The following is a 17,224-nucleotide window of genomic DNA, read 5'->3' on the forward strand; positions in this document are numbered from 1 at the left end:
TCGGGGGACACCGCAACAATTCAGAGCTACAACCGTTGACGAGTCCAACGGTCGCCCTCTACGGTGAGGTCACCGATGTGCGTGATGCATCTCACAGCGGATTCGCCGGTGCCGGGCGCCGGCAGGACCGACCCGAGGAAGAGGACCCCCATGAAGCACCCGTTCGCCAGAGCAGCCGCCGTCGGAACCGTCCTGACGTTCGCCCTGACCGCCTGCGGCGGCGGGGGGACCACCGGCGGCGGCGGGGGCGGCGAGGAGCTGCAGCCGCTCACCATCGGCGTCATCCCCATCGCACCCTCCGCGCCCGTGCAGCTCGCCCTCGACGAGGGCATCTTCGAGAAGCACGGCCTGGACGTCACGATCGAGACCGCCCAGGGCGGCGCCGCCATGCTCCCGGCAGTCTCGGGCGGCTCCATGGACATCGGCGTGGGCAACCCGCTCTCGGTCATCCTCGCCAAGGACCAGGGCCTCGACATGAAGATCCTCAGCGGCTACAGCAGCTCCATGGCCGAGGGCGAGGACATCACCGGCGTGGCCGCCAACCAGGACGCCGGCATCGCGTCCTGGGCCGACCTGGCCGGCAAGCGGGTCGCGGTGAACACGATCAACGGCCAGGGGGACCTCACCATCAAGGAGGCCGTGAGCAAGGCCGGCGGCGATCCCGACGCCGTGAACTTCGTGGAGATGCCCTTCCAGGACATGCCGGCTCAGCTGGAGCGCGGGGAGATCGACGCCGCCTGGGTCCCGGAGCCGTTCCTGACCCAGCTGATCAACGGCGAGCAGACCGCCCTGGTCGGCTACAACTACCAGGACACCGTCCCGGGCCTGGACACCATGGTCACCTTCAGCAGCACGGCGTTCACCGAGGAGAACCCGGAGGTCCTCGAGGACTACAACGCCGCGATCGACGAGGCGCTCCAGTTCGCCCAGGAGAACCCCGACCGGGTGCGCGAGACCATCGTGAGCTTCCTCAACATGCCGGAGGAGGTCGCCACCGACCTGCGGCTGGAGGAGTTCGACGCGGAGGTGGACCGCGACGAGCTCGAGACGCTCGCCGAGCTGATGCTCAAGTACGACGTGATCGAGACCGAGGCGAACCTGGACGAGATCGTCCAGGCCGACTAGGACCGCGGCCGCGCCGGCGGGAACTCGTCGGCGCGGTCGATGGCCTCCTCGGTCATCCGCCGGCCGAGCTCGATGAGCTCCCCGGCGCGGTGGAAGTCCAGCAGCCGCCCGGCGCTCTTCGGCACGGTGATGAGCAGGTCGGGCGGGTAGCCGGCCAGCCGGTAGCGCAGCACCATGGACTGCAGCACCTCGAGGGAGAGCTGCATGACGTCGAGCGTGCGCAGCCCCGCCGGCAGGGCGCCGAAGCCGTCCTGGGCGAGCTCCTCCGCGGTCTCCTCGGCGGCGTCCACGAGCGCGTCCTGGCCGACGTCCTGGACGGCGTCCCGGACGGCGTCCTGGACGAGGGCCTCGGCGGCGTCCACCGGGGCCGACCCGGCGGGGCGCAGGAACCGGGACGGGGTGCTGCGGCCGCGCGTCTCCGCGAAGCGCTCCAGGACGCTGCGCGTCAGCTCGCGGTCCAGGACGTGGGAGGCGCTGCGCCGGAACCGCTCCGCCCACTCCTCGGACGGCCGCACGGCGGACGTCTCGTGGGCCGGGACCCTGCCCTCCCCGGACTGCTGCCCCCCGGACAGGGAGACCGCCACCGTCACGTCCGCGCGGGTGGCGACGGTCGCGGCGATGGGCACGGGGTTCATGATCCCCCCGTCGGCGAGCAGCCGGCCGTTGAGCATGACGGGGGTGATGATGCTCGGCAGAGCGATCGACGCGCGGACGGCCACGTCCACCGGGCCCTCCTGGAACCAGACCTCCTTGCGGGCGAGCAGGTCCGTGGCCACCGCCGTGAAGGGGATGGGCAGGTCCTCGATGAGCCGGCCGGCGAGCAGCTCGCGCACCTTCGCCATGATCTTCTCCGCGCGGATCACCCCGGGCGCCGAGGGGGACGGGTCCAGCAGCCGCAGCACGTCCCGCTGGCTCAGACCCAGCACCCACTGCGCGTACGCCTCCAGCTGCCCGGCGGCGTGGAGGCCGCCCACGAGCGCCCCCATCGAGCTCCCTGCCACGGTCACGATGTCGTAGCCGCGCTCCTCGAGCACCTCGATCACGCCGATGTGGGCGTAGCCGCGGGCACCGCCGCTGCCCAGCGCCAGGGCCACGCGCGTGCGTGGGGACATCCGCCGCTCCTCTCCCGCCGGGGACCGGCCACTGCACTGGACCGGCCGGGTGCCCCGAGCCTAGCCCGCCGGCCGCGGAGGGCGACTCCCCGACCGGGTGCCGGACCCGTGGCCGGACCAGCTCGGGAAGGATGGAAGACCCTATCAGCCGACGGGGTTTTCCACCCTGTGGACAACCGGTGGAAAACGCCGTGGACGGCTGTGCACAGGTTGGGGAGAACCCTGTGGAAAGTTATGCACAGGGTTCCACAAATCCCGCTCTGACCAGGAGCGACGGTGATGCACACCCTGTGCAGGGCGGACCCGGACAGCACCGGTGCCGTCCACAGCACCGTGTTCTCCGACTCGTGTTCCGGCCCACGTCGGAGGCCGGTCCGTCACGAGCACCGCGCACCCCGGACCGCCCCGAGCACCACGTGGGCGCAACGGCCCGGCACGCCCTGTTCCTGGAGCCGGAGAAGGCCTCCGCCCGCCCTCAGGACACCGAGGCGAGCAGCGCCAGCCACAGCAGCGGGTGGCAGAGCACCGACAGCCCCAGCAGCACCAGGAACCGGACCCGGTCGGACGCGAACCCGATGGCCCCCGCGAGAGCCACCACCGCCGTCACAGTGGCCCCCACCGCCGCCGCGACGAAGCCGATCACGAAGAACGCCATGGAGGTCTCGGGCCCTGCGGAGTTCCCGCCCAGGAACGCCACGACAAAAGCCAGTACGGTGAAGAGCAGGCATCCCACGCCGAACCAGTACAGGGCGGACGGCGAGACACGGGAGATCAGGGACGGCATGCACCCATTGTCTCCCGGGGAACCCGACGGCACCGCCGCACCGGCCCGCGGGTGCCCGAACGCCCGACCGACGCACCCGACCCCTCCAGGAGATCCCCGTGGACGACAACCAGCGCATGTGGGAGGACCGGTACGCCTCCGGGGGGTCCTCCCCCGACGGCGCCCAGCCGCACCCCGAGGTGGCCGCCCTCCTGGACCGGCCGGCCCGGGAGCGCACGGGCGGCCCGCCGACCGCCCTCGACCTGGGCGCGGGCACCGGCCGCCACACCCTGGCCCTGGCCGCGGCCGGCTACGACCCCACCGCCGTGGACTTCTCCCCCAGTGCCGTGCGGACGATCACCGGGGCGCTGGCGGAGCGCGGCCTGCCGGGCCGCGCCCTGGTCGCCGACCTGCGGACCTGGACGCCCGAGCAGGAGCAGCGCTCCGGGCCCGACGCCGTGCCCCCGCAGTTCGATCTGATCGTCGCCGCGTACTTCCAGCACGACCTGGCGCTGCTGCGCCGCGCCGCCGAGTGGCTCGTCCCCGGCGGCCGGCTGCTGTGGATCACCCACGCCCCCGGCAGCGTCGAGGGCCCGCCCCCGACCGTGCCCCGGCCGACCCTCCAGGAGACCGTCGCCGTGCTCGAGGGCAAGGGACTGGACCTGCTGCGCGCCGAGCAGGTGCGCACCACCGACACCGCGCTCGACGTCGTCGTCGAGGCCCTCCGGCCCCGCTGAGCGATCCCGCCGGCCGATTCCGCTGGAGACGCCGGACATGCGGAAAGGGCCCCTGCGGCGCACCGCGGGGGCCCTTTCCGTGCTTGCACGGACCGGAGGAACCGATCAGGCGGGGACGACCTCGAACTCGACGTTCGCGTTGACGTCCTCGTGCAGACGCACGGAGGCCTGGTACACACCGGTGGTCTTGATGTGCTGGTTGAGCTCGACCTTGCGCTTGTCCACGGAGCCGAGGCCGGCGGCCTCGACGGCCTTGGCCACGTCCTCGGCCTTGACGGTGCCGAAGAGGCGACCCTCGGAGCCGGCCTTGACCGGGATGGTCACGGTGGCCGAGGTCAGCTTCTGCGCCAGGACCTGGGCGTCCTCGAGCGAGGCGACCTCGCGCGCGGCGCGGGCGGCCTTGATGCTCTCGATCTGCTTCTCGCCGCCGCGCGACCACGGGGTCGCGAAGCCGCGCGGGAAGAGGTAGTTGCGGGCGTACCCGTTCTTGACCTCGACCACGTCACCGGCAGCGCCGAGACCCGTGACCTCGGTCGTCAGGATGATCTTTGCCATGAGTGTCTGTCCTCTCTGATCAGCGGCCGGCGCCGGAGTAGGGCAGCAGCGCGACCTCGCGGGCGTTCTTGATCGCCAGGGCGATCTTGCGCTGCTCCTGCACGGTCACACCGGTGACGCGGCGGGCGCGGATCTTGCCGCGATCGGAGATGAACTTGCGCAGCAGCGCAACGTCCTTGTAGTCGATCTCAGTGACTTTGGCAGCCTTGAGCGGGTTCTGCTTTGGTTTGGGCTTACGGAGTTCAGCCTTGGCCATCGTGGTGCTCCTTGTTCTTCGAGTGGAGCCCGCGGCTTGTCACCGCGGGATGGGGTGGATGGGAAAAGTGCGGAAGGTCTAGAACGGCGGTTCGTCGTCCTGGCCGCTGCCCCAGTCGTAGTTCCCGCCGGAGGACTGGCTCCAGGGGTCGCTCTGGGGTGCGGCCTGCGGAGCGGGCTGGCGTCCGCCGCCGGAGCGGCCGCCCTGGCCGAAGCCGGAGCCGCCGCCCTGCTGGCCGCCGCCACCGCCGCCGAACCCGGAGTCGCCCCCGAATCCGCCGCCGGCCGGGGCGCCGGCGCCGAAGCCGCCGCCCTGCTGACCGCCGCCCTGCTGGCCGCCGAAGCCGCCGCCCTGCCCGCCGGAGCGGGCGTTGCGGTTGACCTTCGCGGAGGCGTAGCGCAGGGAAGGACCGACCTCGTCGACGTCGAGCTCGGTGACGGTGCGCCGCTCGCCTTCCTTGGTGTCGTAGGACCGCGACTTGAGCCGACCCTGGACGATGACGCGCATGCCCTTCTGCAGCGACTCCGCCACGTTCTCGGCCGCCTCGCGCCACACGGAGCAGCGGAGGAACAGGGTCTCCCCGTCCTTCCACTCGTTGGACTGGCGGTCGAAGGTGCGGGGCGTGGACGCAACGGTGAAGTTGGCCACCGCCGCACCCGACGGGGTGAAGCGCAGCTCGGGGTCAGCGGTCAGGTTGCCGATTACGGTGATGACGGTGTCACCAGCCATGTGGACCTCCCGGGTCGAGGATGTTCGCGGTCGTGCGGGACGTGCTGGGATCTCTCAAGCATCTCACCGGGGGCCCGGTCGGGGCGCCCTCGGTGATCAGTTGTGAAGTCCTTACTCGGCGGAGATCTTCTGCTCTTCCGGGCGGATGATCTTGGTGCGCATGATGGCCTCGTTGAGGTTCAGGACGCGGTCGAGCTCCTGGGTGGTCTGCGGGGTCGCGGTAAACCGGACGACCGCGTAGATGCCCTCGGTCTTCTTCTGGATCTCGTAGGCGAGGCGACGACGGCCCCAGATGTCGACGTTGTCGACGGTCCCGTTGTCCTTGGTGACGACCTCGAGGAACTTCTTGAGAGTCGGCTCCACGGCACGATCCTCGACCTCGGGGTTGATGATCACCATCAGTTCGTACTCACGCATGTTCGAACCCACCTCCTTCGGGCTGAGCGGCTGCGGTCCTTCCGCAGCAGGAGGTTCTGTAGCGTCGTCCGCGCGCCGGCACCGCACGTCGGGCGGCGGGCACACAGACCTCACAACACTACTACACCCGCGGCCCCGCGCCCAACGGGGCGGGCGCGGGGCCGCGGTGGTCAGGGAACGGGGGCTCAGTACCGGTAGGCGCTGCGGGCGATCGAGGCGTTCACGAGGGCCGTGCGGAACGGCATGGTGAAGACGTCCACGAACATCAGCAGCATCCACGGGATCAGGAACAGGATCCCGACGCCGACCCCCGCGAGGGTCCAGCCCAGGCCCCCGAGGAACAGGTAGATCAGGCCCCAGATCGGCTGGCGCAGGTAGAACTTGTGGATGCCCAGCCAGCCCAGGAAGAGCCACAGGACGTAGGCGAGGACCACGGACTTCCCGCCCACCACGTTGACCACGGGCGGCCCGGGGTACGGGGCGCCGCGCCCGCCCCCGCCGAAGGGCTGCCCGCCGAACGGCTGCCCGTGGGGCGCCCGGGAGTACCCGGCGCGGCCGGGGTCGTCGTTCAGCGGGACGGGGCGGTAGTACTCGGGCTCGGGAGCCACGCGGATCCTTTCGGGGCGCCCGGGATCGGGCTGCGGGAAGGGCGGACAGGAACTGCTGCGGAGCGTCCTCGGCGGACGTCCTGACCCGTTCAACCGTTCGCCGGCGGCCGGTATTCCGGAGCTGTGACCCGATAAATCATACTTCTGTGCCCGAATTGCACCCAGGGGCGCATCCGTGCTGGACTGAGGATGTCCTAAGTCACAGGGACCACCGGGACCCACGACTTCCGCGCCACTCCAGGAGCCGACCTTGCGCACTGCCCGACCCCTCGCCCGCACCGCGGGCCTGCTGACCACTTCTGCCCTGGCGCTCGGACTCGCCGCGTGCGGCTCCGGGGAGACCGGCGGCACCACCGGCGCCGAGGAGACCGCGGGCACCGGCGGCGGCGACAACAGCCTCACGGTCTACAGCGGGCGCGACGAGGCGCTCGTGCAGCCGCTGATCGACCGGTTCAGCGAGGAGACGGGCATCGAGGTGGAGGTCCGCTACGGCGGCACGGCCGAGATGGCGGCGCAGCTGCTCGAGGAGGGCGAGAACTCCCCGGCGGACGTGTTCCTCGCCCAGGACGCCGGCGCCCTGGCCGCCGTCTCCGGGGAGGGTCTGCTCACGGAGCTGCCCGCGGAGACCACGGAGCAGGTCCCCGAGACCTACCGCGCGGAGGACGGCACCTGGGTGGGCGTCACCGGTCGCTCCCGCGTGCTCGTCTACAACGAGGAGGCGGTCCCCGAGGCGGAGCTGCCCGCCTCCGTCTTCGACCTCACGGAGCCCGAGTGGGAGGGCCGTGTGGGCATCGCCCCGACCAACGCGTCCTTCCAGGCGTTCGTCACGGCCATGCGCGTGGAGCACGGTGACGAGCGGACCCGCCAGTGGCTCGACGACCTCGCCGCGAACGACCCGCAGATCCGCGAGAAGAACGGGATGATCGTCTCCGACGTCAACGAGGGCGTCATCGACACCGGTCTCGTCAACCACTACTACCTCTACGAGCTGGCCCAGGAGGAGGGCACGCCCGCCGAGGACCTCGCCGCCTCCCTGCACTTCTTCCCCGACGGCGACACCGGCGCGCTGGTCAACGTCTCCGGCGTGGGCCTCGTCAACGAGCAGGAGGACGCTGACGGCCAGGCCTTCGTCGACCACCTGCTGAGCCAGCAGGGCCAGGAGTACTTCCGGGACGAGACCCACGAGTACCCGATGGTCGAGTCGGTCGACCCGCCCGAGGGCCTGCCGGCCCTCGACACCCTCGAGGTGCCCGAGGTCGACCTCAACGATCTCGAGGACCTGCAGACCACCGTGACGATGATCTCGGAGGCTGGTCTCAGCTGAGCGCACGGCGCCCCCGTTCCGTCCTGACCACCGCGGCCGTCCTGGCCGCGGTGGTCGCGCTCGTGCCCCTGTTCTACATCCTGGTGCGGACCGGGCAGGGCGGCGTGGGCGCCTGGTGGGAGCTGGTCACCACGGAGCGCACGGCCCGGCTGGCGGCGACGAGCCTGGCCCTGGCCCTCGTCGTCACGGCGGGCTCCCTCGTGCTGGGGGTGGGCAGCGCCTACCTGGTGACCCGGACGAACGTGCCGTTCCGCCGTGGCTTCGCGGTGCTGGCCGCCCTGCCCCTGGCCGTGCCCAGCTACGTCGCCGCCTACACCTGGGTGTCGGTCGCGGACCTGTGGTCCTCCGCGGCCCGCTTCGAGGGCTTCGGCGCGGCGGTGGTGGTGCTGACGCTCTACACCTACCCGTACGTCTACCTGCCCGTGGCCGCCGCGTTCGCGGGCGCGGACGTGGCCCAGGAGGAGGTGGCCCGCTCCCTGGGCCGGGGGCCGTGGCGCACGCTCACCACCGTGACCCTCCCCCAGGTCCGCCCGGCCATCGCCGGCGGCGGGCTGCTGGCGATCCTCTACATCCTCTCGGACTTCGGCGCCGTCTCGATCCTGCGCGTGGACACCTTCACCCGGGCCATCTTCACGGCCTTCAGCGCCGGCTTCGACCGGGCCACCGCCCTGAGCCTGTCCACGATCCTCGTCCTGCTGACGGTGCTCGTGCTGACCCTCGAGGGCCGCACCCGGCGGCGGGACGCCCGCTACGAGTCCGCCGGCGCGGGCCGGGCCACGAGCACCCTGGACCTGGGCCGCAGCCGGTGGGCGGCCGCGGCGGTGCTGACCGCCACGGCCCTGCTGGCGCTGGGGGTGCCCGCCGTCTCGATGCTGCGGTGGATGACCGCGGGCACGTCCCGCGCCGACTCCTGGGGGCAGGTCCTCACGGCCGCGGCGGGCTCCCTCACGGTGTCCCTGGCCGGCGCCCTGCTGACCATGGTCCTGGCCCTGCCCATCGGCATCCTCGCCGCCCGGCACCCCGGCCGGCTCAGCGCCCTGACCGAACGGGCCGCCTACCTCGCGCACAGCCTCCCCGGGGTGGTGGTGGGACTGTCCCTGGTCTTCCTCGGCGTGACCGTCCTGATGCCGCTCTACCAGACCACGTGGCTGCTGGCGTTCGCCTACGCCACCCTGTTCCTGCCGCTGGGCGTGGCGGCGGTGACCGGCGCCGCGGCGCAGGCACCGCCGGCGCTCGAGGAGGTGGGCACGTCGCTGGGCCGCTCCCCCGCCCAGGTCTTCCGCTCGGTGACCCTGCCGCTGACCCTGCCCGGCATCGGCGCCGGCGCGGCCCTGGTGTTCCTCACCTGCATGAAGGAGCTGCCCGCCACGCTCATGCTGCGGCCCACGGGGCTGGACACGCTGGCCACCGAGCTGTGGCAGGCCACCAGCTACCAGCGCTACGCCGAGGCCGCCCCCTATGCCTTCCTCCTGGTGCTGCTCGCGACGATCCCCACGTGGGCCCTCGTCCGCCGCAGCGGCGTGGTCACGACCACCCGGACCCGGACACCGGCCCGCATCCTGGACGAGGAGCTGATCATCCATGACTGACGTCGCGATCAACCGGGTCGGGAAGTCCTTCGGCCCCGTCCGGGCGCTGCAGGGCGTGGACCTGAGCATGCGCTCGGGCGAGTTCGTGGCCGTGCTGGGCCCCTCGGGCTGCGGCAAGACCACGCTGTTGCGCTGCGTGGCGGGCTTCGAGCAGATCGACGAGGGGCGGATCGCGCTGGGCGGCCGCCTCGTGGCGCTGCCGGGCGTCCACGTGCCCCCGCACCGGCGGCACGTCGCGGTGGTCCCGCAGGAGGGGGCGCTGTTCCCGCACCTGGACGTGGCCGGCAACGTGGCCTACGGGCTGCGCCGCGGCCGCAAGGACCGGGCCGCCCGGGTGGAGCAGTGCCTCCAGCTGGTGGGCCTCGGCGGGTACGGTGCCCGGATGCCCCACGAGCTCTCGGGCGGACAGCGCCAGCGCGTGGCCGTGGCTCGGGCGCTGGCCCCTCGGCCGCCCCTCGTGCTGCTCGACGAGCCCTTCAGCGCCCTCGACGCCTCCCTGCGCTCGGAGCTGCGCCGGGACGTCCGCCGGGCGCTGCGGGAGGACGGCGCCACGGCGATCCTCGTGACCCACGACCAGGGGGAGGCCCTGTCCATGGCGGACCGGGTGGCCGTGATGAACGGCGGCCGGATCCGCCAGGTCGGCACCCCGGCGGAGATCTACCGGCAGCCGGCGGACGCGTGGGTGGCGGGCTTCGTGGGCGAGGCCGTCCTCGTCCCGCTGGACGGCGCCACGGCCGGCACCCGGCGCGACTCCCCCCTCGGGCCGCTGGTCCTGCGCCAGGACGACCGCCCCTGGACCGGGCCGATGGCCGCGGTGGTCCGGCCCGAGCAGGTGCTCCTGGCGCACAAGCGGACCCCGCAGGCCGGGCGCGGCGAGCCGGCCGTGGTGACCCGCGTGGACTACCACGGCCACGACACGCTCGTGGCCTTCCGGCTCTCGGACGGGACCGAGGCCATGTCCCGGATGGTCGACGGCCCGCTCGTGGACTACCGTCCCGGTGACCGGGTGTTCGCCCTGGTCGACGGCGAGGTCACGGCCGTCCCGGCGAGCTGAGCCGGTCCCCCGGACGCAGACGCTCAGAGACGCCGGGACACCCCCGAGGGGCAGTACCCCGGGGCGCCGAGCCGCCAGGGCCACCACAGCCACGGGAGCACCGGTCTAGTCCAGGCCCACCTCGATGTCGGCGCTCTGGCCCGTGGAGCGCACGGCGGCGCGGACCGGGAACTCGATCCGCTCCGTGACGGTCTCCCCGTCCTCCTCGTAGCTCAGCCGCGCCTCCGCGGGCCGGTGCGCGTCCGCCGTCCAGCGCAGCGGGTCCGCCGGGTCCGGGACCAGGACCAGGGCGGGCCGGGAGACCAGCCGCCACCGGACGCCGGTGATCTCCGGGTCCGGCGCCCCGGTCGCCGCCGCGGACGGCTCGAGCGGCTCCTGCGGGGCCGCCCAGCGCCGGGACGAGGGGCAGTCCTCGGGGGACAGCTCGTCCGAGGCGGTGCAGCTCTCCAGCCACTCCTCGATCCGGTCGTCGACCTCCTGCCACATCCTCGGGGAGGGCTCGATCCGCAGCGCCACCGAGGCCGGTGCCGGATCCCGGAACGCCACGGTGTGCGGCTCCAGGGGCGGGTCCGCCGTGTAGTAGGAGTTCCCGGGCAGCCCGATCGCGTAGTTCCCGGGCAGGGCCTCGAAGCGCCAGGTGCCGCCGGGGCCCTCGGGGTCGGGCACCCGGTCGTCCGGGTCCGGGCGGACGGTCTCCCCGTTGACGGAGAGCTCGTCGAGGGGGGCGGGCAGGTGGATCGAGAAGGGGGCCGCGTCCGGGGAGTCGAGCTGCCACTGGTCGTTGAAGGGACCGCTGCGCCGCACCTGGTGCACCCCGTAGACGTGGACCTCCTCCCGGTCCCGGGCGCCGTCGGGTCCGTCCCACCACACGCGCGCCCGGATCTCGGCGCGGCTCCCGCGGCGGTCCACGCCCAGGATCTCGTAGCCGCCGATCCGCCCCGCGGCGTTGCGGTACACGCGGTTCGAGAAGATGTTCAGGGTGGGGTCCGCCACGACGGCCTCGGTGCGGGACAGCAGCTGCCGCGAGCGCCCGTTCTCGAGCCCGCCGAGCCACGTGGCCACCGGGTCCTGCGGCTCCCGGTCCACGAAGACCCAGTTGACCACGGAGCTGAACACGGTCACGAGGACCACCACGACCGTCAGCCAGTGCAGCAGGGTCCGCCGCAGGCCCCGGGCGTCGACCGCGGAGAGGGCCTCGCCGGCCTCCCGCTCCCGTGACACCGACACCGCAGCTCCCGTTCCCCAGGGGTCCGTCCGGCACTCGGCCCGGACGGTGCGGGCCGCGTCCCGGCCCACCAGCTCACATCGTAGGGCCGGCGTCGCCGCCGGGACGGAAGAACCGCTAGAGCGCGCGCCTCCGGGTGGCCAGGATCCCGGCCGCGACGAGCACCAGGCCCCAGGCGCCGTAGACGAGGCCGGACTCCACGTGGGTGAGCACCGGGTCGGCGGACTGGTACATCGTGGTCAGCTGGGTGCCGGCCGCCCCCGGGGAGTACGGCTTGACGTCCTCGAGCCACTCGAAGGACAGCGCGAACAGCACGATCTCCAGGACCATCACCAGCACCACGAGCACCACGATCCCCCACGTCGTGGACTTCAGCAGGGCCCCGAGCCCGAAGCCCAGCCACGCGGTGACCATGTAGAAGACGCCCACCGCCAGGACGTTGAGCAAGACGGGCTCCTGCCACACGTCGTAGCCGAGGTCCCCGCCCGCCAGGACCGGCTGGACGACGAGGTGGCACAGGAGCCCGCTGAGCACCCCGAAGAGGAACGCGACCACGGAGAGCACCACGGTCTTGGCGAGCATCACCGGGGTGCGCCGCGGCACCGCCGTCATGGTGGTGCGGATGGCGCCGGTGGCGTACTCGGAGCCGATGAACAGCACGGCCAGCGCTCCCAGGAGCAGCATGACGAGCTGCAGGCCGCTGTTGGCGCTGGTCATGGCCAGGTACTCGCTGAAGCCCATCCCGTCCGGCAGGGCAATGTCGGACTGCGCGGCGATCTGCTGGTCCGACTCGGCGGCGAACGTGTCCTGCTGCTGCTGGACCTCCTCCTCGGTGAGCCCGAGCTCCTCCGGGGACCGTCCGTCCAGCGACTCGTCGACCTGCTCCTGCGCGGCCTGCTCGTTGAAGCTCTGCAGCGACGTGGTGCTCCAGGCGCCCAGCGCTGCGAAGCCGAGGGAGAGGAGCAGGGCGACGCCGAGCAGGATCCAGTGCGAGCGCAGGGAGCGGAACTTGATCCACTCGGAGTGCAGGACCCGGCCGAAGCCCAGCCGCACCCGGGACGCGGGGTCGGACGGCCCGGTGCGCTCCGGGGTACCGGTCTGCGGGTGGGGGGCGGTCGAGGTGCTGGTGCTCATGCTCGGTCTCCGGTTCGTGCGTCGGCGCCCGCCCAGGGCGCCGGGTCGGTCGGTGCGGGAGCGCCGCCGGAGCGGTACTCGACCTCGTTCTGGGTCATGGCCATGTACACGTCCTCGAGGGTCTCCGTGAGGGGGGTGAGCTCGTGGACCAGCACCCCGTGGGAGAGGGCGGCCTCGGCGATGCGCCGCGGCTCCGGCCCCGTGACCAGGAGTCCGTCGTCGTCGAACTCCGTGATGCCGGCGTCCGTGCCCTGCAGGGCGCGGCGCATCGCCTCCCGGTCGGTGGCGCGCAGCCGGGTGCGCGTGCGGCCCCCGGCGAGGATCTGCTGGATCGGCGCGTCCGCGAGGATCCGGCCCCGGCCGATCACCACGAGGTGGTCGGCGGTCTGCGCCATCTCGGACATGAGGTGGGAGGACAGGAAGACCGTGCGGCCCTCCGAGGCGAGGAACTTGGCGAGGTGGCGCACCCACACCACGCCCTCGGGGTCCAGTCCGTTGACGGGCTCGTCGAGGATCACGGTGTGCGGGTCGCCGATCAGCGCCGCGGCGATCCCGAGGCGCTGGCCCATGCCGAGGGAGAAGCCTCCCACCCGCTTGTCGGCCGCGGCCCCGAGCCCGGTGAGGTCCACGACCTCCTGGACGCGGGACTTCGCGATGCCGTGGGTCGCGGCGAGCGCCGAGAGGTGCGCGCGCGCGGTGCGCCGGGGGTGGACCGCCTTCGCGTCCAGCAGCACCCCGACCTCCGCGAGCGGCGCCCGGTGCTGGGCGTACGGCCTGCCGTTGACGCGGGTGTGGCCCCGGGTCGCGGACTCCAGCCCGACGACGAGGCGCATCGTGGTCGACTTGCCGGCCCCGTTGGGCCCCAGGAACCCGGTCACCTTGCCGGGGCGGACGGTGAAGCTGACGTCGTCCACCGCCGTCTTGCCGCCGTAGGTCTTCGTCAGGTTCTCGATCTCGATCACCGGCGCTCCTCCCGAGCACTCGTCTGTTCTTCTCCGCCACCAACCTACGGGAGAGCCGGCACGGGACGGCACCGCCGTCAGGATGAACCCGTGCGGGCGTGGCGGCCGCCGGTCTCCCCCTCCCGGCGGAGCCGGGACGCTCAACCGGCCTCGGAGAGCCCGATCCGCCGCGCCTGACCGCCCCGCAGGACGTCGACCGCGACCGCGACCACCAGGAGGACGAGGAGCAGCACGCGCACTGCCGCGAGCAGGTCCTGCGCGTCCCAGCCGATCAGACCGAGCCCGGGCAGCACCGGCCAGGTCGGCTCGGGCAGGACCAGGGTGGTCCACCACAGGACCTCGACGAGCTGCCAGGCGGCGAACTCGAGCCAGTTGCGCCGGCTGAGCACCACGAGGGGCGCCAGCCAGAGCACGTGGACGAGGGAGTAGGCGGGGCCGGAGAGCACGAGCACGGCCAGCAGGAGGAACGCGATCTGGACGACGCTGGGCTCCTGCCGGGTGAGCAGGGTCAGCACGAGCACCGCCACGAGACCCAGCACGAGGGCCAGGAGCACCCACTGCCCCGCCCCCGCCGGGTCCGGGGCCGCACCCGTGCGCGCCTGCTCCACCCGGGCCCAGACGCCCCAGGAGGAGGAGCTCTCCACGGGCCCGTCCCAGGGCAGGCGGAGCTGCCGGACCCACCGGTCCGGGGCGGAGAGCAGGAACGGCCCGTTGACCAGCGCCCAGGTGAGCAGCGTCCCGGCCAGTACCACCGCGAAGTCCCGGAACTGCCGGTACCGCACGGCCAGGAGCAGCACGGCCAGGAGGACCACCAGGGGGAACAGCGCCACGGACGCCGCGAGACCCAGCAGGATCCCCGCCGGCACGGGGCTTCCCCGGACGTGGAAGAGCAGCGCCAGCATCATCAGCAGCACGGCCCACAGGTCCCACGTGCCGAAGCCCACCAGGACCGCCACCGGTGCGAGCGCCAGCACGAACGCGTCCGCGCCGCGCCTGCCGGAGAGCGCGGAGACCGCGGCCACCGTGCCGATCCACACCAGGGCCAGCAGCAGCACGGAGAGGTCGGCGAACACGCCCCGGTCCACGTCCGTCCCGAACAGCGCGGAGAGGCGGGCCGCGAACCAGCCGACCACCGTGGTGATCATCCCGACCAGGGCGGGCTGGTCCCCCGCGGGCCCGCCCGTGAAGAACCCGCCCGCCCCGGACGCCTCGCCGGGCGCGATCTCGGTGGCGCACAGCGCGGGCAGGCTCTCCGCGGCGCCCCAGCCGGGCACCCGGCAGGGCAGCCGCAGCAGCCAGGCCGTCATGACCGCGTAGAGGCTCAGGCCGACGAGCAGCGCCCGGTGGCCGCCCCGGGACCCGCCCAGGGGGCTCACGGCCCCTCCCGCCGTCCGCGCAGCACGCCCGCCCCGATCCCGGCCCGAAGGACCGCGGTGAGGTCGGAAGATATGCCTTCACCGATATATGCACTCCGGGGGCAACAGAGGGCGTTCCCGGCGGCGCCGGCGCCGGACCGGGGGCTCACAGGGTGTCCGCGGCCCAGGCCCGCAGCCGCCGCTCGGCCTCCTCCGGCCCCAGCTCCCCCTCGTCCAGGCGCAGGTCCAGCAGGAACTTGTAGGCCCGGCCCACCGCCGGCCCCGGCGGGATGCCGAGCACCGCCATGATCCGCTCGCCGTCCAGCTCCGGCCGCACGGCGTCGAGCTCCTCGCGCGCGGAGAGCTCCTCGATCCGCGCCTCGAGGTCGTCGTAGGCGGCGGCGAGCCGTGCCACCTTCCGCCGGTTCCGGGAGGTCACGTCCGCCCGCGTGAGCCGGTGCAGCCGCTCCAGGCACTCCCCGGCGTCCCGGACGTAGCGGCGCACGGCGGAGTCGGTCCACTCGGCGTCCCCGTAGCCGTAGAAGCGCATGTGCAGCTCGACCAGCCGGCCCACCGTCCTGATCGTGTCGTTGTCGAAGCGCAGGGCCCGCATCCGCTTGGCCGTGAGCTTCGCGCCCACCACCTCGTGGTGGCGGAAGCTCACGGCACCGGACTCCTCGAAGCGCCGGGTCGCGGGCTTGCCGACGTCGTGCATGAGCGCGGCGAAGCGCAGCGCGAAGTCGGGCCCGGGCACGGGGCCGTCCGGACCGGACTCCAGGGCCGCGGCCTGCTCCATGACGGTCAGGGAGTGCTGGTAGACGTCCTTGTGCCGGTGGTGCTCGTCCGTCTCGAGCTGGAGCGCGGGCACCTCGGGCAGCACGACCTCGGCGAGCCCCGTGCTCACCAGGAGGTCGATGCCGCGGCGGGGCCGGCGCCCGCAGACCAGCTTGACGAGCTCCTCGCGCACGCGCTCGGCCGAGACGATCGCGATGCGCTCCGCCATGCCGGTCATGGCCGCGCGCACCTCGGGCGCCACCTCGACGTCGAGCTGGGACGCGAAGCGGGCGGCGCGCATCATGCGCAGGGGATCGTCCGAGAAGGAGTCCTCCGGGGCGCCCGGGGTGCGCAGCGCCCGGGCGTGCAGGTCCTTGATCCCGCCGTGCGGGTCCACGAGCTCCAGGCCGGGCAGCCGCAGCGCCATGGCGTTGATGGTGAAGTCGCGGCGGAACAGGTCGTCCTCGAGGGAGTCGCCGAAGGCCACCTGCGGCTTGCGGGAGTCCGCGTCGTAGGCCTCGGCCCGGTAGGTGGTCACCTCCAGCTGGACGTCGCCGCGGCGCATCCCGATGGTCCCGAAGGCGCGGCCGATCTCCCACACCGCGTCCGCCCACCCCGTGACCACGGCGAGCGTCTCCTCGGGAGTCGCGTCGGTGGTGAAGTCCAGGTCCAGGGAGGGCCGGCCGAGGAAGAGGTCCCGCACGGGCCCGCCCACGAGGGAGAGCTCGTGGCCGGCGGCGGAGAACCGCCGCCCCAGGTCGAGGGCGGCGGGGTGGATCGCGTGGGCGTCGGGGAGCTGCGTCATGGTGCCGCCCATTGTTCCAGACCCCGGGGCGCGGACCCGGCCGCCGCGGCCCCGCCGGAACCGACCGCCGGAGCCCCTCCCCCGCTCCGGCGGGAGCCCGGGCGATTGTGGCAAGGTAGGAGACATGGCTTTCCCCGTACCCAGCGCACCGAAGAAGCGGCCGACCGCGCCGGCCGCTGCGCTGCCCACGGTCGAGGAAGTCTCCGCCGGCGGGATCGTCGTCGACCTCGGCGCGCCCTCCCACCCGGTGGCCATCATCGCCCGGATCAACCGCGGCGGGCGCCTCGAGTGGTGCCTGCCCAAGGGCCACCCCGAGGGCGAGGAGTCCAACGAGGAAGCCGCGATCCGCGAGATCGAGGAGGAGACCGGCATCGCCGGTGAGGTGCTGAGCCCGCTGGGCAGCATCGACTACTGGTTCACGGTCTCCGGGCACCGCGTGCACAAGACGGTGCACCACTTCCTGCTGCGCGCCACGGGCGGTCACCTCACCACGGACAACGACCCCGACCACGAGGCCGTGGACGTCGCCTGGGTGAACATCGACGACCTCGGCCGGAAGCTGTCCTTCCCCAACGAACGGCGCATCGCCGACATCGCCCGTGAATACATCATCCACCAGCTCTGAGACCGCGGAGCCCTCCGGGCCGGCCGGGAAGGGCACCCCGGCGGCCCCGGCCCGCCGCTCGGGCGCGGCCTCCAG

18 protein-coding genes are annotated in these 17,224 nt (G+C 73.0%); 6 read left to right on the forward strand and 12 right to left on the reverse strand.

The window, feature by feature from the left end:
- The first annotated feature begins 150 nt into the window (after positions 1–150).
- Positions 151–1,125, forward strand: a complete 975-nt coding sequence (locus tag EQG70_RS17870; protein ID WP_017835043.1) for an ABC transporter substrate-binding protein — start codon at positions 151–153, stop codon at positions 1,123–1,125.
- On the opposite strand, the gene EQG70_RS18805 is transcribed toward EQG70_RS17870, so the two are convergent.
- On the reverse strand, positions 1,122–2,237 hold the full coding sequence (locus EQG70_RS18805; RefSeq protein ID WP_109268905.1) for a patatin-like phospholipase family protein: 1,116 nt from the start codon (positions 2,235–2,237) through the stop codon (positions 1,122–1,124). The genes EQG70_RS17870 and EQG70_RS18805 overlap by 4 nt on opposite strands.
- 475 nt (positions 2,238–2,712) lie before the next feature.
- A complete protein-coding gene (locus EQG70_RS17880) occupies positions 2,713–3,021 on the reverse strand; it encodes a hypothetical protein (RefSeq protein WP_017835045.1) in 309 nt (102 codons plus the stop codon).
- Between the two features lie 98 nt (positions 3,022–3,119).
- Here EQG70_RS17880 and EQG70_RS17885 point away from each other — a divergent pair, with 98 nt between their 5' ends.
- The gene (locus EQG70_RS17885) at positions 3,120–3,737 is read left to right on the forward strand and encodes a class I SAM-dependent methyltransferase (RefSeq protein ID WP_017835046.1); all 618 of its coding nucleotides are present in this window, start codon (positions 3,120–3,122) and stop codon (positions 3,735–3,737) included.
- Positions 3,738–3,842: 105 nt separating this feature from the next.
- On the opposite strand, the gene rplI is transcribed toward EQG70_RS17885, so the two are convergent.
- The 5 genes from rplI to EQG70_RS17910 all read right to left on the reverse strand — a co-directional run bounded on the left by rplI (position 3,843) and on the right by EQG70_RS17910 (position 6,302).
- Entirely contained in the window at positions 3,843–4,292 is a 450-nt protein-coding gene (gene rplI, locus EQG70_RS17890) for a 50S ribosomal protein L9 (protein WP_017835047.1), read from the reverse strand.
- A 19-nt stretch (positions 4,293–4,311) separates the two neighbouring features.
- Positions 4,312–4,548, reverse strand: coding sequence for a 30S ribosomal protein S18 (gene rpsR / locus EQG70_RS17895; RefSeq protein WP_017835048.1), 237 nt, complete (start codon positions 4,546–4,548; stop codon positions 4,312–4,314).
- A 78-nt stretch (positions 4,549–4,626) separates the two neighbouring features.
- Positions 4,627–5,277: a single-stranded DNA-binding protein gene (locus EQG70_RS17900; protein WP_017835049.1), complete on the reverse strand. Its 651-nt coding sequence runs from the start codon at positions 5,275–5,277 to the stop codon at positions 4,627–4,629.
- A 111-nt stretch (positions 5,278–5,388) separates the two neighbouring features.
- Complete coding sequence (gene rpsF / locus EQG70_RS17905) at positions 5,389–5,694, reverse strand: 30S ribosomal protein S6 (RefSeq protein WP_035924389.1); 306 nt, start codon at positions 5,692–5,694, stop codon at positions 5,389–5,391.
- A gap of 185 nt (positions 5,695–5,879) precedes the next feature.
- Entirely contained in the window at positions 5,880–6,302 is a 423-nt protein-coding gene (locus tag EQG70_RS17910; protein ID WP_232035215.1) for a TM2 domain-containing protein, read from the reverse strand.
- Positions 6,303–6,552: 250 nt separating this feature from the next.
- Between EQG70_RS17910 and EQG70_RS17915 the strand changes: the two genes are divergently transcribed.
- Genes EQG70_RS17915 through EQG70_RS17925 form a run of 3 tightly spaced genes read left to right on the forward strand, consistent with a single transcriptional unit; the run spans position 6,553 to position 10,269 of the window.
- Complete coding sequence (locus EQG70_RS17915; RefSeq protein WP_017835052.1) at positions 6,553–7,626, forward strand: iron ABC transporter substrate-binding protein; 1,074 nt, start codon at positions 6,553–6,555, stop codon at positions 7,624–7,626.
- A gap of 50 nt (positions 7,627–7,676) precedes the next feature.
- Positions 7,677–9,215 carry an ABC transporter permease gene (locus tag EQG70_RS17920; RefSeq protein ID WP_017835053.1) on the forward strand — a complete coding sequence of 513 codons (1,539 nt, stop codon included), beginning with the start codon at positions 7,677–7,679 and terminating at the stop codon, positions 9,213–9,215.
- Complete coding sequence (locus tag EQG70_RS17925; protein WP_017835054.1) at positions 9,208–10,269, forward strand: ABC transporter ATP-binding protein; 1,062 nt, start codon at positions 9,208–9,210, stop codon at positions 10,267–10,269. Before EQG70_RS17920 ends, EQG70_RS17925 begins: the two co-directional genes overlap by 8 nt.
- A 105-nt stretch (positions 10,270–10,374) precedes the next feature.
- Here the strand turns inward: EQG70_RS17925 and EQG70_RS17930 are convergent, their stop codons facing one another.
- The 5 genes from EQG70_RS17930 to EQG70_RS17950 all read right to left on the reverse strand — a co-directional run bounded on the left by EQG70_RS17930 (position 10,375) and on the right by EQG70_RS17950 (position 16,524).
- A complete protein-coding gene (locus EQG70_RS17930) occupies positions 10,375–11,496 on the reverse strand; it encodes a hypothetical protein (RefSeq protein WP_017835055.1) in 1,122 nt (373 codons plus the stop codon).
- 115 nt (positions 11,497–11,611) lie between these two features.
- Positions 11,612–12,628: an ABC transporter permease subunit gene (locus EQG70_RS17935; protein ID WP_109268904.1), complete on the reverse strand. Its 1,017-nt coding sequence runs from the start codon at positions 12,626–12,628 to the stop codon at positions 11,612–11,614.
- Positions 12,625–13,590 (reverse strand): ABC transporter ATP-binding protein, encoded by a 966-nt coding sequence (locus tag EQG70_RS17940; RefSeq protein WP_017835057.1) that lies wholly within the window; start codon positions 13,588–13,590, stop codon positions 12,625–12,627. The genes EQG70_RS17935 and EQG70_RS17940 overlap by 4 nt, the downstream gene beginning before the upstream one ends.
- 140 nt (positions 13,591–13,730) lie before the next feature.
- On the reverse strand, positions 13,731–14,966 hold the full coding sequence (locus EQG70_RS17945) for a glycosyltransferase 87 family protein (protein WP_109268903.1): 1,236 nt from the start codon (positions 14,964–14,966) through the stop codon (positions 13,731–13,733).
- 145 nt (positions 14,967–15,111) lie between these two features.
- A complete protein-coding gene (locus tag EQG70_RS17950; RefSeq protein WP_043739739.1) occupies positions 15,112–16,524 on the reverse strand; it encodes a CCA tRNA nucleotidyltransferase in 1,413 nt (470 codons plus the stop codon).
- Positions 16,525–16,648: 124 nt separating this feature from the next.
- On the opposite strand from EQG70_RS17950, the gene EQG70_RS17955 reads away from it, so the two are divergent.
- Positions 16,649–17,149, forward strand: a complete 501-nt coding sequence (locus EQG70_RS17955; protein WP_017835060.1) for an NUDIX domain-containing protein — start codon at positions 16,649–16,651, stop codon at positions 17,147–17,149.
- Positions 17,150–17,224: the final 75 nt, after the last annotated feature.

This window comes from Kocuria rosea (assembly GCF_006094695.1).
GTDB classification, from domain to species: Bacteria; Actinomycetota; Actinomycetes; order Actinomycetales; family Micrococcaceae; genus Kocuria; species Kocuria rosea.